The sequence below is a fragment of the Arenibacter sp. ARW7G5Y1 genome (genome assembly GCF_003201775.1).
In the GTDB taxonomy this organism is placed as follows: Bacteria; Bacteroidota; Bacteroidia; order Flavobacteriales; family Flavobacteriaceae; genus Arenibacter.
This window is the reverse complement of record NZ_QJJZ01000014.1, coordinates 117,920-132,828: the sequence shown is the minus strand read 5'-3', so window position 1 is coordinate 132,828 and position 14,909 is coordinate 117,920. Positions and strand designations below refer to the sequence as shown.

Annotated in this window: 12 protein-coding genes; 5 read left to right on the top strand and 7 right to left on the bottom strand. The window is 42.1% G+C overall.

Translation table 11 applies throughout. From position 1 onward, the window contains the following. Positions 1 to 67: 67 nt before the first annotated feature. On the bottom strand, positions 68 to 1,738 hold the full coding sequence (ggt, locus tag C7972_RS18340; protein ID WP_110357655.1) for a gamma-glutamyltransferase: 1,671 nt from the start codon (positions 1,736 to 1,738) through the stop codon (positions 68 to 70). Between the two features lie 139 nt (positions 1,739 to 1,877). Next, positions 1,878 to 2,465: an ACP phosphodiesterase gene (locus tag C7972_RS18335; protein ID WP_110357618.1), complete on the bottom strand. Its 588-nt coding sequence runs from the start codon at positions 2,463 to 2,465 to the stop codon at positions 1,878 to 1,880. Positions 2,466 to 2,561: 96 nt separating this feature from the next. On the opposite strand from C7972_RS18335, the gene glmM reads away from it, so the two are divergent. Together glmM and C7972_RS18325 are read left to right on the top strand one after the other, a co-directional pair. Further along, positions 2,562 to 3,950: a phosphoglucosamine mutase gene (glmM, locus tag C7972_RS18330; RefSeq protein ID WP_110357617.1), complete on the top strand. Its 1,389-nt coding sequence runs from the start codon at positions 2,562 to 2,564 to the stop codon at positions 3,948 to 3,950. Positions 3,951 to 4,011: 61 nt separating this feature from the next. Beyond that, the gene (locus tag C7972_RS18325) at positions 4,012 to 4,800 is read left to right on the top strand and encodes an endonuclease/exonuclease/phosphatase family protein (protein ID WP_110357616.1); all 789 of its coding nucleotides are present in this window, start codon (positions 4,012 to 4,014) and stop codon (positions 4,798 to 4,800) included. Here C7972_RS18325 and C7972_RS18320 read toward each other — a convergent pair. Together C7972_RS18320 and C7972_RS18315 are read right to left on the bottom strand one after the other, a co-directional pair. Further along, positions 4,790 to 5,785, bottom strand: coding sequence for a sterol desaturase family protein (locus C7972_RS18320; protein WP_110357615.1), 996 nt, complete (start codon positions 5,783 to 5,785; stop codon positions 4,790 to 4,792). The two genes, C7972_RS18325 and C7972_RS18320, sit on opposite strands and share 11 nt — an antisense overlap. Positions 5,786 to 6,016: 231 nt before the next feature. Beyond that, the gene (locus tag C7972_RS18315; RefSeq protein WP_110357614.1) at positions 6,017 to 6,904 is read right to left on the bottom strand and encodes a lysophospholipid acyltransferase family protein; all 888 of its coding nucleotides are present in this window, start codon (positions 6,902 to 6,904) and stop codon (positions 6,017 to 6,019) included. Positions 6,905 to 6,962: 58 nt separating this feature from the next. Here C7972_RS18315 and C7972_RS18310 point away from each other — a divergent pair, with 58 nt between their 5' ends. After that, positions 6,963 to 7,613 (top strand): rhomboid family intramembrane serine protease, encoded by a 651-nt coding sequence (locus C7972_RS18310; RefSeq protein WP_110357613.1) that lies wholly within the window; start codon positions 6,963 to 6,965, stop codon positions 7,611 to 7,613. Positions 7,614 to 7,966: 353 nt separating this feature from the next. Here C7972_RS18310 and C7972_RS18305 read toward each other — a convergent pair whose 3' ends face one another. Together C7972_RS18305 and C7972_RS18300 are read right to left on the bottom strand one after the other, a co-directional pair. Then, positions 7,967 to 9,085, bottom strand: coding sequence for a TlpA disulfide reductase family protein (locus C7972_RS18305; protein WP_110357612.1), 1,119 nt, complete (start codon positions 9,083 to 9,085; stop codon positions 7,967 to 7,969). 111 nt (positions 9,086 to 9,196) lie between these two features. Beyond that, entirely contained in the window at positions 9,197 to 9,706 is a 510-nt protein-coding gene (locus C7972_RS18300) for a hypothetical protein (RefSeq protein ID WP_110357611.1), read from the bottom strand. A 103-nt stretch (positions 9,707 to 9,809) separates the two neighbouring features. Between C7972_RS18300 and C7972_RS18295 the strand changes: the two genes are divergently transcribed. Further along, the gene (locus C7972_RS18295; RefSeq protein ID WP_181422932.1) at positions 9,810 to 12,710 is read left to right on the top strand and encodes an FAD-binding and (Fe-S)-binding domain-containing protein; all 2,901 of its coding nucleotides are present in this window, start codon (positions 9,810 to 9,812) and stop codon (positions 12,708 to 12,710) included. Between the two features lie 31 nt (positions 12,711 to 12,741). Here C7972_RS18295 and C7972_RS18290 read toward each other — a convergent pair whose 3' ends face one another. Next, a complete protein-coding gene (locus C7972_RS18290) occupies positions 12,742 to 13,602 on the bottom strand; it encodes a UDP-2,3-diacylglucosamine diphosphatase (protein WP_110357609.1) in 861 nt (286 codons plus the stop codon). Between the two features lie 229 nt (positions 13,603 to 13,831). Here C7972_RS18290 and aroC point away from each other — a divergent pair, with 229 nt between their 5' ends. Beyond that, positions 13,832 to 14,896: a chorismate synthase gene (aroC, locus tag C7972_RS18285; protein ID WP_110357608.1), complete on the top strand. Its 1,065-nt coding sequence runs from the start codon at positions 13,832 to 13,834 to the stop codon at positions 14,894 to 14,896. Positions 14,897 to 14,909 lie beyond the last annotated feature (13 nt).

The following is a 14,909-nucleotide window of genomic DNA, read 5'->3' as shown; positions in this document are numbered from 1 at the left end:
TTTATTTTGAAGAAATAATCTATGTCTTGGCAGTAATCTTAGGGTTTAAGGACTCCGGCCATTTTAATTAAAATCCAACAGCGGTATCATCGCCGCGTTTATCGGCACCGCCTTCCAGTTTTCCGTTGGGGAGAACCTTAATGGCATCTACCTTACCAATAACCGGTGTGTTTTCTTCATTAATGAGGTATCCTTTGTTCTTTAGATCGGTCATTAGGCTGGTTGGGAATCCGTCCGGTTCAAAAATTATGGCATCCGGCAGCCATTGGTGGTGAAAACGGGGAGCGTTTACGGCATCCTGCATACTCATGTTAAATTCGTAGCAATTAAGGATGGTCTGTGCTACTGCGGTTATTATGGTGGAACCTCCAGGGGTGCCGACCACCATCCATAATTTGCCGTCTTTTTCAATTATGGTAGGCGTCATACTGCTTAGCATCCTCTTTTCAGCAGCTATACTATTGGCCTCTGCCCCCACAAGCCCAAACATATTGGGAACCCCGGGTTTGGCACTAAAATCGTCCATTTCATTATTTAGAAAGAACCCCAGTTCGTCCGAGTACAATTTGGATCCATAGCCTCCATTGATGGTTGTTGTGGCAGCAATGGCATTTCCGAACGAATCTACAATAGAGTAGTGGGTAGTTTCATCGCTTTCAATAATTTGTACGTCCCCATGGGATACTTCAGAGGATTTGGTGGCTTTATCAAAAGAGAAATCACTCATTCTCTCCTGTAGGTAGGGTTCCGACAAAAGCTCCTTTAAAGGGATTTTCACAAAATCCGGGTCGCCTAGAAAATAATTTCTATCGGCATAGGCCCTGCGGGCCGACTCGGTAAACAACTGAATGGTTTTAAGGGAATTATGCCCATAGGACGATACGTCATAGGGTTCCATCATCCTAAAAATTTGATTTAACGTAAACCCGCCGCTGCTAGGAGGGCTCATCGATATGATTTTTAGGTCTTTGTAATTAAAGGTAAGGGGAGATCTCCATTTGGCTTCGTATTTCTCAAGGTCTTCGGTAGTGAGGTAACCGCCCTTGGCTTGGATAAAATCCGCTAATTTTTCAGCCACTTCCCCTTTGTAAAATCCGTCTTTACCCTGTTCGGAAATTTTTTGCAGGGTATTGGCCAAAGCGGGGTACTTTATGGAATCGCCCTTTTTGTATACCGTGGCAAAAAAAGTGGTGTCACTATTCACTTCTATAAAAATATCGCGATAATTCTCCAGCCTTTTGGCTTGCTTCTCGGTTACAACAACACCTTTCTTGGCCAATGCTATCACTGGCGCCATAATTTCTTTTAGGGGTAGGGACCCAAATTTTTCATGGACGGCAATTACACCGGCCACAGTGCCAGGAACCCCTACGGCGGTTGCTCCCAAAGTGCTTTTTCCCGCAATTACATTTCCCAAGGAATCCAAATACATATCCGTATGCGCGGCCAAGGGTGCTTTTTCACGGTAGTCCAAGGCTCCTATTTCCCCATTGGCTTTCCTATATACCATAAATCCCCCTCCGCCAATATTTCCGGCAAATGGGTAGGCCACGGCCAGAGCCAGTTCCGTAGCAATCATTGCATCGAAGGCATTCCCGCCCCTTTGGAGAATGTCCGATCCAATTTTGGAAGCTTCCACACGTGCGGAAACGACCATGGCTTTTTCCGTAACCAAACCAGTAGGGGAAGCTGGACTATGTCTGCAGCCCAGCAGGGCAATGGCAATGAATAGGAACATTAGGTGTTTAAATCCCAATTGGTTGTGAATTTTATACATGTTTTTGTCCGTATTAGTAACTATGGGCCTCTTTTTGCGGGGCACTATCCAAAGATCATAGTTGGTTGGTTATAAATTGTCCCAAGTATATAGTGTTGTTTCACTGTAAGGAAAGGTATTTTTGCTTTGAAAATACTATCAATTCCTCGAAAAATAAAGTGAATTCCTTTTCAAAATCGGTATAGTGTTCCTCAAGGTCCAAAATGGCAAAATTCATTTTGGATTTATTTTGGGTCCGTCTATTGATGCCATTCAAAACCCTGGATATCCCATCCATCCTGGCATAGTTCAAAATCCAATTATCCGCAATCATATAGGGCATCATCCGCTTTACCCCAATGGGAAGTATTTCATAGTGGTTTTCCAAAAGATCATAAAAATTGTCTACGAAATGGGGTAGTGGCGTATCTGCGTAAGCCGACCAATTCTTGGCGAGAAAGTGGTCATAGAAAATGTCCACAATTACACCGCTGTAATGACTGTAGTTTTTATGCAGGCGTTTGGTGCTCTGTCTCACTATAGGATGTTTGTCCGTATAGGTGTCAATTGCGCGGTGAAGCACAATTCCTTTTTGAATTTTTTCTGGAAGGTGCTTGTATTTATTGCCCCGTATACTGTCTGCAATAAAATTTCCGATAGTTATCTGATCGTCTTCAAAAGAAAGATATAGGTGTGCTAAAAAATTCATTGACCTCTGTTGAAGTTTATTAAGTTCGAATTTACAACTTAGCGGCATAGGATTTAAACCTAACCTTCTATATTTGTAAAAATTTATAAATAAAATATGACTTTAATTAAATCTATTTCGGGAATACGGGGTACCATTGGCGGTAAGCCAGGTGATAATTTAACACCCATTGATGCAGTTAAATTTGCGGCTGCTTATGGTGTTTGGTTAAAAGAATACTCAAAAAAGGAAAAATTAACGGTAGTGATTGGGCGCGATGCCCGACTTTCCGGGGAAATGATCCAGAATTTGGTCGTATCCACCCTTGTAGGCCTAGGAATAGATGTTGTGGACTTGGATCTGTCTACGACACCCACCGTTGAAATAGCGGTTCCCTTGGAAAAGGCCGACGGAGGAATTATCCTTACGGCCAGTCATAATCCAAAACAATGGAACGCCCTAAAGCTTTTAAATGAAAAAGGAGAGTTTTTGGATGCTGCCCAAGGGGCCAAAATACTGGAAATAGCAGAAAAGGAAGCCTTTGACTTTTCAGAGGTAGATTATTTGGGAACCATAAATAGGAACGATTCCTATATTGATATCCATATAGATGAGGTGCTAAACCTTTCTTTGGTGGATGCCGAGGTTATAAGGGCGGCCAAGTTTAAAGTGGTGGTAGACGGGGTAAATTCCACTGGTGGTATTGCCATACCTAAACTTTTAAAGGAATTGGGAGTGGAAGTAGTGGAACTGTACTGCGATCCAACAGGGCATTTTCCCCATAACCCAGAACCCTTAAAAGAACATTTGGGCGATATTTGTGAACTGGTGGTTAAGGAAAAGGCCGATTTTGGAATTGTGGTTGATCCGGACGTTGATCGTTTGGCCTTTATTACCAATGAGGGGGAAATGTTCGGGGAGGAATATACTTTGGTGGCCTGCGCAGATTATGTGTTGGGAAAAACCAAGGGGAATACCGTTTCCAACCTATCCTCTTCCAGGGCTTTAAGGGATATTTCTGAAAAACACGGAGGTACCTATGAAGCGGCTGCCGTAGGAGAAGTAAACGTAGTGACCAAAATGAAGGCCAATAAGGCCATAATTGGTGGTGAGGGCAATGGAGGTATTATTTACCCTGAAAGTCATTACGGTAGGGATTCCCTGGTGGGAACGGCCTTATTCTTAATGTTGATGGCAGAAAGGGGAGGTACCGTTAGCGAGCTAAGGGCCAGCTACCCTAGTTATTTTATGAGTAAAAAGAAAATAGAACTAACTCCTGGTTTGGATGTGGACGGTATTCTTCTAGCCATGGCCGAAAAATATAAAAATGAGGAAATTTCTACTATTGACGGAGTAAAGATAGATTTTCCGGAGAATTGGGTACACTTACGCAAATCCAATACCGAGCCCATCATCCGAATTTACACGGAAGCCAAAAGTCAGGCCGAAGCGGATGGTTTGGCCGATACCATAATAGGTGAGATAAAAATAGTGGCGGGAATCTAAATTAATCAGATAATATAGGGTCGGAGATATTGTGTTTTCGGCCCTAATTTCAAATGGGCAAATGAAATACCAGATTGTAAAATTATTTCTTTTTGTTATTGTGGGAGGCACTTCCTATGGTAGCCTTGCGCAGGCAGATACCCTGAGGGTGATGAGTTTTAATATATTGCACGGTGCCACTACCAGGGACGATTTTAATTTGGATACCATTGCAGGCGTGATTAATTATTACAAGCCCGATTTGGTAGCGTTACAGGAGGTTGATTTTAAAACGAAAAGGGCAAAAGAGTACGATCTGCCTACCGAATTGGGAATCCGTACCAAAATGGCCTCGCTTTTTGCACGGGCCATGTATTATGATGGAGGGGAGTATGGGGAGGCGGTGCTATCCAAATATACCTTTGTTGGCAGTGAAAATTTGGCTTTGCCACATTTGCCGAACTCGGAACCGAGGGCTGCCTTGATAACCCGGATCAAAACCAAAAAAGGGAATACCATTCAGTTTGTGGGCACACATTTGGATCATCAGAAGGATGAAACCGATAAAGTAATGCAGGCCAAGGCAATTGTTGCCCATCTGGGGAATACCGATTATCCCACTTTAGTAGTGGGCGATCTTAACGCACAGCCCCATAGCAAGCCCATCACCATTATTTCTGAAAAATTTACAAAACCCAACCATCCCAATGCATGGAAGGGGACTTTTCCGGCAACGGGACCCAATATCTGCATCGATCATATTATGTACAATCAACCCGAAAAATGGCAGGTGTTGGATTATGGGATCCTATGTGAGAATTATGCCAGCGATCATTGTATTGTAATTGCAACATTGGTATTTACTCCTTAGCCAGTTGTTCTTTTAGGTAGGCTCCACGTACCAACTTGGAGGTCTGGTGTTCCCCTGTATGGCTCCAACCTGGGGGCATGACCATATAGAGAATTTTATTTTTTAGGCCGGGCGCTTTGGCGATATCCTTGAAAAGGGCCATAAATTCCCCGAAATAAACATCAAAAAAGTTACCGCTATCCATTTTACGGGTAATTCCATATTCAATTTGGATGTCATGTTGTTCCTCCTGATAGGTCCCAAAAACCTTGTCCCAGATATTCAGTAAATTACAGAAATTGGTATCCATATACAGCGGGTTTCGGGCATGATGTACCCTATGATGGGAGGGTGTCAATATAATTTTGTTCAGAAAACCCATTCTGCCATCCTTCATCATATTTTCCCCAACATGTATGAATGCTCCATAGGTACCATCTATGAACATGATCAAAAAGAGCAGAACCGGTTCAACACCCAACAGAATACAAACCGTAGTCCTAATGGCATCGGCATAGGGGGCCTCCAGAAAAAAATGGGCATGGGTTACGGAAAGATTCATTTGTTCCGGTGCGTGATGGGTAGAGTGCAAGCACCAAAAAAATCGCACCTTGTGCCCCCAATAGTGGTATAAGAAATGGCCAAATTCCCAAACAATATATCCGTAAATAAACCAGTACCAGGTCATTTTTGTTTGGAATAGGGCATAGGGTTGTAACCACCCTATAATAAGGGTTACCATGGCTATAGCTATAAATCGGCCAACAAACCTGTTAAACACATAGATGAGGAAGTTTACCTTATATACCTTGGTATTAGGCTTTTTATATACCAGGCCAAGGATGAACTCCAATAGTAGTAATAGGGGGATAATGGGGTAGATAAGGGAAACCACACCGTCGTAAGTAGAGAATATACTATAGTCGCCCGCTTGCAATAATTCCAGCGCCTGCCGTATTCCCAAAAATCCAACTACCTCATCATAAAGGGTTCCAAAAATGTCCATAGTAAAGCCAACTTTATATCAATAGGGTATTAATTTATAAATAAAAAGGCAATTTTTCCATGAATTTAGACCAACAACATTGGTTCGCAAACCAATGGAACTATAGCTGCTATCTGCGGGAAGGCATTCAATTTAATGCGATGTGTTCCAGGGGATTAATGGGGTAGTGGTTTGCATGGGCCCTTTGGCTTGCTTCCGGATGTTCAAAAATTTATCGTAATAGGCCTATTCCTATTGGAATTCCACGGGTACTTTATTTCGATGTTTCCAACGTTTGTGTGTCCAAAGGTAATACTCTGGCTTTTCCCGTATCTGATCTTCGGTCAACCTGAGGAATTGGTCCGTAATTTGGTGTTTTTTGGTCTTGCTGCCGGCAGTGGTAATGGGGATGAATTCTGCTTGGTAATACCCTCTTTTTACTTTGGACACCTTTAGGAATACTACAGCTAGGTCCAATTTTCTGGCCATGCTCTCCGGTCCATTAAAAATAGGAACCTTAACGCCCATAAATTCACTCCAATATTGGGCCCTTTTTGCTTGAGGGGATTGGTCGCTTACCATACCGTATGCCGAAATTACCCCGTTTTGTACATTCCTATATACCGTTTTTACGGTTTCTTGCTGGGTTATTAGGGTGGTGTTCCATTTGGCCCTTATTTTCTTTATCAGATCATCAAAATAGGAATTCCCAATCTTTTGATATACGGCATATCCTTTGGCATGTACATAATTATTGATACTTACGTTCCATTCCCAGTTGGCGTAATGGGAACATACGATGAGAACGCTCTTATTTTTGACTATTTCCTGAAGTACTTCAATATTGATGATCTTATAGCGTTCCTTTAGGTCCTCTTTTGATAGATTCAAGGTCTTTACCATTTCCAGGAACATATCGCACATATGACGGTAGAATTCCTTTTGTATTCCTTTTAGTTCTTTTGTTGGCTTATCGGGGAATGCCCTTGCAAGATTTTCATATACGACTCTTTTGCGGTAGCCCACCACATAGAACAGTATAATAAAGACAAAGTCCGAAAAAAAATAGAAAAGTCTAAAGGGTAATATGGAAATAAGCCATAGGAGAGGGTAAACTAAAATATATACTATGAACTGCATGCAGATATAATTAGGGCAAATATAGCTATATTTGAACCTAAAAATAATAGTTTTCTTCATGAATAACCTTCATCTCGCTACCATTGCCATTATGGCTGCCAATGTACTTGCCTCCTTAAAGGGTTTTAATAACCAGACTTTCTTTGAACGCTACAAGTTTGGTGTAGGTGCAATTCAGGCGGGACAGAAAGATAGAATGCTTACTTCGGGCTTTTTACACGTAGACCTTTCCCATCTGTTTTTTAATATGTTCACCCTTTATTTTTTTGCAGACGTGGTCATTGATTGGTTTGGTCCCAGTAAGTTTGTAATCCTTTATTTTATTAGCCTGGTTGCGGGAAGTTTGTTGGCATTGTACTTTCATAAAAACGAACCCTATTACAGTGCCGTAGGGGCCAGTGGAGCGGTTACAGGAATACTGTATTCGGCCATCCTATTGGAGCCCGGGATGCGTTTGGGAATTATGTTCATTCCTATACCTTTGCCCGCTTATGTTTTAGGGATACTTTATTTGTTTTATTCCATCTACGGAATGAAAACCAGATTGGGCAATATTGGGCATACTGCCCATTTTGGAGGTGCTATTGGTGGCTATTTGGTAACCTTGCTCTTTAAGCCCGATCTATTGGTTACAGATACATTGGTAGTGCTTTTATTGGCTTTGCCCATCGTGATACTTTTTATTCTTGGAAAAATGGGCAAGATATAGGAAGGCAGTGGGTTTATGCAACGCAACTTTATTAGTGAAACTCAATTTTGAGAAGTCGGTAAGACGCACTTAAAATAGCAAGTTGAACTAATCCCGCCTTTTTCGGCGGGATCTGGGTTCCATAACACGACCCTAGGGTCGATTCCTATTATTGGGTTCAGGGCCTACCTTTTTCGACAGACAGTCCTACCTTTGTCGGCAGGCAGGCCTGCCCTGAGGTTGAATATCTTTTATTTTCTTTTAGGAGCATGGACTGCAGGGGCTTGCATTATGGATGCCGGACTGCTGGATAAGATGTAAAAAGGCCCGTAAAATAGTTACGGGCCTTTCCTTATTAAATTTATTAAATGTTGTTATTGCAAGAGTTCTGAAATTTTCGATTCCAATTCAGGACCTCTTAGGTTTTTTGCTACTATAACCCCATTTTCATCAAGAATAAAGGTAGCAGGAATAGCTTCTACATTGTAAAGCTTGGCCACGGCATCATTAAAGTAGTCCAAACTGGAAATATGGTTCCAGCTAAGTTTGTCGTCCGCAATGGCTTTTTTCCAATCCTCTTCCTTTCGATCCAAGGAAACACCAATAATATTAAGTCCTTTGGAGTGGTACTTGTTGTAAACGTTTACCACATTTGGGTTTTCAACCCTACAAGGCTTGCACCAGGCGGCCCAAAAATCGATGATGGTCACTTTTCCCATTGCCTCTTTTAGGGACAATTCCTTACCGTCCGGAGTAGGGCCGGAAAAGTCGGGCGCAGTAGCGCCAATTGCCGTACTCTTGCCTTTTTCTTCCCTAGCTTTGGCCGCCTCCAAACTTTTTAGGATGTTTTTGGCTGGCTGGGTTTCCTTTATTTCAGGGGTCAGGGCATCATACATTTTTTGTGCTTCTTCGCTCTCCACTATTCTTGTATTGAGTCCTTTTTCTATCAATAAAGCAGAGATAAGACCATTTGGATTGTTTTTAATGAAGTCCAACTCAAAATTCTTATATTCTTCCTGAAGTTCGGCAAACTCATCACGTAAGGAATTCACTGTGGCCTCGTCGGCGGTTTGCATATCTTTTTGAATAGACATTGCCTGGTCGGACAAAGCCCTGGATTCACTTAGATAATCAAAGAAAATATCATTTTGTACAGTGCCTTTCACCTTGGCAAAATTTAAACTATCCTTTTGGGCACTCAGTTCTATTTCACCTTTTTCGGCAACGACCGGTGTATATCCCTGTATTTTATCAATAAAAACATAAATTAAATCGGGCGAATCTGCAGGACCACTAACGGTAAACTTTCCGTTTTCCACAGTAGTGGTGTCAATATCATAGGGCTGATTGTTTTCTCCTATCTTTCTAATGAATATTTGGGTACCGTTTTCCACATCCCCGGTCAAAGTTCCGTTCAATACAAAACCTTCGGGTTTACTGTTGCACGCTACAACTCCTACAATTACGGTAAGGGACAATAATATTTTTTTCATTGTTGTTTTCTTTTAATTGGCGCAAATGTACTTAATAAATGAGTAATAAAAAAAGCCATAAATGCTACAAGAACATTCATGGCCCAATAAAATGGTAATTAGTTATTTATATCAGAACTGATAGCGAATTCCCAAGGCGATATCAAAATCAAAATTATCTGAGAAATCTTTGTAGCCCACAATGCCGATTTCGGGTCTAAAATCCAACGAAATCAGTAAAGGAATGTCAAAGTTGTATTCAATACCAATATCCCCGGCAGCCAGCACAAACAGCCCGCCATCGGGTGTGTAGTATCCGCCATTGCCATTCGGTCTGGAAGCGAAATCCACACTGCCAAGACCGCCACCGGCGCCGTAATACCAATTGAAATTTCCATCCAAGGGCCTTACCCATTGGTACAGGGCCGTTAATTTAAAGGCATCAAAATAACGACTATCCCGCCATCCCAGGTTGGCTTCCAATCTGTTGTCGCGATCCAAGGATTTTTGATAGGAGATTTCTGCCCCAAAACCATCACTGTCCCCCAAGCGCAGACCAATGGTGTGATCGGATATTTCTTGGGCACTTACAGAGAACCAGGAACATAACATAAAAAGCGTAAATAATTTTAAAATTTTCATAAGTGTTCTAAAGTTAATTAATGTAAAAATTAAAAATTCATTATTAATCTGAAACAATAAAACTTAATTTAGTGGCCAAAATTGTTTTGAGTTGGATAAAAATATGCTAAATAAATTAAAGGGTGAATTAGAGGGCGATTTGTTTGTAGACAAATTAATGACCACCCTATATGCCACCGATGCTTCCGTATATAGAAAAATGCCAATGGCAGTGGCCTACCCAAAGACCGAAGCGGATATTAAGAAATTAATTCTATTTGCAGGGGAACACAAAATTGGCTTAATACCCAGGACTGCAGGGACCTCCCTTGCCGGACAATGTGTAGGGGACGGTATAGTGGTGGATGTCTCCAAAAATTTCACCAAGATTCTTTCCGTAGATGTAGATAAAAAACAGGTAACCGTTCAGCCCGGGGTGATCCGGGACGAGTTAAACCTATATTTGGAACCTTACGGCTTATTTTTTGGACCAAACACTTCCACTTCCAACCGCTGTATGATCGGGGGAATGGTGGGCAACAATTCCTCGGGAACCACCTCTATCCAATATGGGGTAACCCGTGATCAGGTGGTATCCTTACAGACTTACTTATCCGATGGCAGTAAGGTGGAATTCAAGGATCTTTCCTTGAACGAATTTCTGGGTAAAATGTCCTTGGAAAATTTTGAAGGGGAAATTTATACCAATATACATAAGGAATTAAGCAACAAGGAAATACAGGCCGAAATTGTAAGGGAATTTCCAAAACCCCAGATCCATAGGCGCAATACCGGATATGCTGTGGACGAGTTGTTAAAGAACAATATTTTTGGCGATAGTGGCGAAGGCATCAACTTATGTAAATTATTGAGCGGGAGTGAGGGCACCTTGGCCTTTACTACGGAAATAGTACTACAATTGACCGAGTTGCCGCCAAAACTGTCGGCCATGGTAGTTACCCATTATAAAACCCTGGAGGACTGCTTGTTGGACGTAGCCCCGCTAATGGCCCATAATCTGCATACCTGTGAAATGATGGACAAGGTAATTTTGGATTGTACCAAAAATAACCGGACCCAATTGGAGAACAGATTTTTTGTGGAAGGGGATCCCGCGGCATTATTGATGTTGGAGGTCAAGTCCAATACCGAAGAGGACTTGGACCAACAACTTCAGCAATTATTGGAGACCGTTAAAAAATCAGGTTTAAGCTATGCCAGTCCTATATTGAAGATGGCCGATGTGAACAAGGCCATCGAACTTAGAAAGGCCGGATTGGGGCTACTTGGAAATATAGTGGGAGACCGTAAAGCGGTTGCCTGTATAGAAGATACGGCAGTGGCTTTGGAAGACTTAAAGGATTTTATAGGCGAATTTTCCCAAATAATGAAGGATTATAAACAAGATGCAGTCTACTATGCCCATGCAGGGGCAGGGGAGTTGCATTTAAGACCCATCCTAAATTTAAAAAAATCTACCGATGTGGCCTTGTTCAGGGCCATTACCACAGATGTGGCCAAGCTTACCAAAAAGTACCATGGATCCTTTAGCGGGGAACACGGCGATGGAATTGTAAGGGCAGAATTTATTCCTTTGATGATAGGGGAGAAGAACTATGAGCTGCTAAAGCGTGTAAAGAGCTATTTTGATCCAAACAATATTTTTAATCCGGGGAAAATTGTGGATGCCTACCCCATGGACGAATCCCTGCGATATGAAATTGATCGTCAGGAACCGGAAATAGAAACCTTGATGGACTTCTCCGATAGTGAGGGCATTCTAAAAGCGGCCGAAAAATGTAATGGCAGCGGTGACTGTAGAAAAACCCATAAGGTATCGGGAGCCATGTGTCCCAGTTACCATGCCACAAAAAACGAAAAGGATACCACACGGGGCCGTGCCAATACCCTAAGGGAATTTTTGACTTCCTCTGAAAAGGCCAATAAGTTTAACAATAAGGAACTAAAGGAAGTATTTGATCTTTGTTTGAGCTGTAAGGCCTGCTCCAGTGAATGTCCAAGCAATGTGGATGTGGCTACCCTAAAAGCAGAATTTCTGTATCAATACCAAGAGGAGAACGGCTACCCTCTTAGAGCAAAGCTTTTTGCCTATAATACCCAGCTCAATAGATTGGGTAGCAGTATGGCAGGTATAACCAATGCCATGTACGATTCCAAAATAATTGGGGGCTTGCTAAAAAAGACCGTTGGAGTGGCAGCGCAACGAAGTTTGCCAAAAGTTTATAAGTTCAATTTTGATAAGGAGCTTCAAAGGGCTAAGGCCCAAGTGAATACTACCAAGCCTACAGTGGTGCTGTACATAGATGAATTTACCAACTATTTGGATGTTGAACTGGGTAGGGATGCCATTGAAGTGCTGACGCGACTGGGGTATGGGGTAGAACTTTTTTATGCGGAGAGTGGAAGGACCTATATTTCCAAAGGGTTTTTAAAACAGGCCAAAAAATTGGCCATTAAGAATGTGGATAAGCTTTCACAGCTAACGGATGGCGGATTCCCTATCCTAGGATTGGAACCTTCCGCCATACTTACGTTTAGGGATGAATACAAACGCTTTGGTCTTGATAAGAAGAAGATGGATGCCGTAGCTGCCAATTCTTTTTTAATAGAAGAATTCCTGGCCAGGGAAATTCAGTCCGGCGTTTTAACCTCCGATCTGTTTACACAGGAAACCAAGACTGTAAAGATCCATACACATTGCCATCAGAAGTCAATTTCCAATCAAAAGGTAACGTTCGACATATTGAATCTTCCAAAAAATTATACAGTTTCCATTATTAGTTCCGGATGTTGCGGTATGGCAGGGTCCTTTGGGTATGAAAAGGAGCATTACGAGGTGAGTATGCAGGTGGGGGAGCTAAAGCTGTTTCCGGCCGTTAGGAAGTCCGCAGAAGATGTGATCATTGCTGCCAATGGTACCAGTTGTAGGCACCAGATTTATGATGGGACCCAAAGAAAGGCCTTGCATCCGATTTCTATTCTAAAGGAAGCGCTTATAGCTTAAATGTATTTTGTGGGGTGAACTATGGGGACCCTTAAATCTTCGCCTTTTTTGGTTTTTTTTGTACAGGTTCTTCGCGGGTGTTGGTGGCGGTCATTAATTCATATATGTCCATGCCTTTGAGTTCCTCATCTGCAAAGAAGGGGGAGAGTTTATCCGCACTATACCTGTATATTTTCCAGCGTTTAAAGGTGTATTCCAGGGCTGTGAGATTCTCTACCCAATCCCCGGAATTTAAATAGGTACATTGGCCCCGTTCACCTTGGTAAATCTCTTTTTTGGGTTGATGGATATGGCCGCAGACAACATAATCATAATTTTTACCGATAGCCAGTTCCTTGGCAGTATGTTCAAATTTTTGAATAAATCCGACCGCGTCATGTACGCTATTCCTGATTCTTTTTGACAGGGAATATTTTTCGCGTCCCAATCGGCCCAAGATCCAATTGAGGATTCGGTTAAGGAGTATTAATAGACTGTAGCCATGCCTTCCTAGTTGGGCCATCCATTTTGCATTCCGAATGGATATATCAAAAACATCACCGTGAAAGAACCATGCTCTTTTACCGTTCAACTCCAAGGTCAATTGGTCTGCAAAATGGATATTCCCCAAAGAGGTGCCACAGAACCTTCTAAGTCTATCGTCGTGGTTCCCTACAAGGTAATATACCTCGGTACCATGGGTGGCCATTCCCATAATTTTCCGAAGTACCTTGAGGTGTGTGGCAGGGAAATATTTCTTACTGAATTGCCAAATATCAATGATATCCCCGTTCAATACGAGTGTTTTAGGGTTAATACTGTTCAAATAGGCCAGTAGCTCATCCGCATGGCAACCGAAAGTCCCTAAATGCACGTCTGAAATAACTGCCAAATCTATTTGTCGCTTTTTCACGGAGGTGGAATTTTCTCAAATTAAACTCTTGGATTTAAATTGAATGTGAAGGTAAAATCAAATTAGAATAAGGAAATAGTTAAGTTTGTATTAAGTTGGTGCAATTCTGTTTTAATTTGCAATAAGCCGGGTTTCTATTTTTGTATCTCTGTTTTAAGATTTACCTTTGTGCCTTGGGGTGGAAATGCCCTAATAAACCATTTCAATACTACAACTTTTATTTAGGAATATGGCAGGAAATACTTTTGGAACCCTTTTTAAATTATCTACGTTCGGAGAATCGCATGGTGTGGCCATCGGCGGCGTATTGGATGGTTGCCCGGCAGGAATTGAATTGAACCTGGAAGCTATTCAGAAAGATCTCGACAGGCGTAAACCTGGACAGTCGGCCATCGTAACCCAACGTAAGGAGCCAGATACCGTTGAGTTTTACTCTGGGATTTTTGAAGGGAAGACCACTGGGACACCTATTGGGTTTGCCATACACAATACCAATCAGAAATCGCATGATTATTCACATATAAAGGACTCTTACAGGCCTTCGCATGCCGATTATGTATATGACCAAAAATACGGTTTTAGGGATTATCGGGGAGGAGGACGAAGTTCTGCCAGGGAAACCGCTAGTAGGGTTGTTGCAGGCGCCATTGCCAAACAATTTCTAGGGGAGATGAAAATAAACGCCTATGTTTCCCAAGTAGGGGGGCTATCCCTTGATAAAAGTTACCAGGAACTCGATTTTTCGTTGATAGAATCCAATCCTGTACGATGTCCGGATACCGACACTGCGGCCAAAATGGAGGAATACATTAAAAAAATCAAAAAGGAAGGCGATACTATTGGAGGGGTAATTACCTGTGTAATCCAAAATGTTCCAGTAGGCTTGGGAGAGCCCGTTTTTGATAAGTTACATGCAGAATTGGGGAAAGCCATGCTTTCCATTAACGCCGTAAAAGGTTTTGAGTACGGAAGTGGATTTGAAGGGGTAAAGATGAAGGGGAGTGCACATAACGATCAATTTAATACCGATGGTACCACCAAGACCAATCATAGTGGGGGTATACAAGGAGGAATAAGCAACGGAATGGATATATACTTCAATATAGCCTTTAAGCCGGTAGCTACTGTTATACAGCCCTATGACACTATAGATAGGGAAGGGAACAAGGTAACCACCCAAGGCAAGGGTAGACACGATCCTTGTGTAGTGCCCAGGGCCGTGCCAATTGTGGAAGCTATGGCCGCATTGGTTATGGCCGATTATACTTTGATGAATAGGACCATAAAATTATAGCCTTATATTTTTT

What these genes read in the sequence shown, in the direction of transcription:
- C7972_RS18310 (WP_110357613.1), top strand. Translation starts at nt 6,963, where the DNA reads ATGAATAACCTTCATCTCGCTACCATTGCCATTATGGCTGCCAATGTA.
- C7972_RS18315 (WP_110357614.1), bottom strand. Translation starts at nt 6,904, where the DNA reads ATGCAGTTCATAGTATATATTTTAGTTTACCCTCTCCTATGGCTTATT.
- aroC (WP_110357608.1), top strand. Translation starts at nt 13,832, where the DNA reads ATGGCAGGAAATACTTTTGGAACCCTTTTTAAATTATCTACGTTCGGA.
- C7972_RS18300 (WP_110357611.1), bottom strand. Translation starts at nt 9,706, where the DNA reads ATGAAAATTTTAAAATTATTTACGCTTTTTATGTTATGTTCCTGGTTC.
- C7972_RS18305 (WP_110357612.1), bottom strand. Translation starts at nt 9,085, where the DNA reads ATGAAAAAAATATTATTGTCCCTTACCGTAATTGTAGGAGTTGTAGCG.
- C7972_RS18320 (WP_110357615.1), bottom strand. Translation starts at nt 5,785, where the DNA reads ATGGACATTTTTGGAACCCTTTATGATGAGGTAGTTGGATTTTTGGGA.
- glmM (WP_110357617.1), top strand. Translation starts at nt 2,562, where the DNA reads ATGACTTTAATTAAATCTATTTCGGGAATACGGGGTACCATTGGCGGT.
- C7972_RS18325 (WP_110357616.1), top strand. Translation starts at nt 4,012, where the DNA reads ATGAAATACCAGATTGTAAAATTATTTCTTTTTGTTATTGTGGGAGGC.
- C7972_RS18335 (WP_110357618.1), bottom strand. Translation starts at nt 2,465, where the DNA reads ATGAATTTTTTAGCACACCTATATCTTTCTTTTGAAGACGATCAGATA.
- ggt (WP_110357655.1), bottom strand. Translation starts at nt 1,738, where the DNA reads ATGTTCCTATTCATTGCCATTGCCCTGCTGGGCTGCAGACATAGTCCA.
- C7972_RS18295 (WP_181422932.1), top strand. Translation starts at nt 9,810, where the DNA reads ATGCTAAATAAATTAAAGGGTGAATTAGAGGGCGATTTGTTTGTAGAC.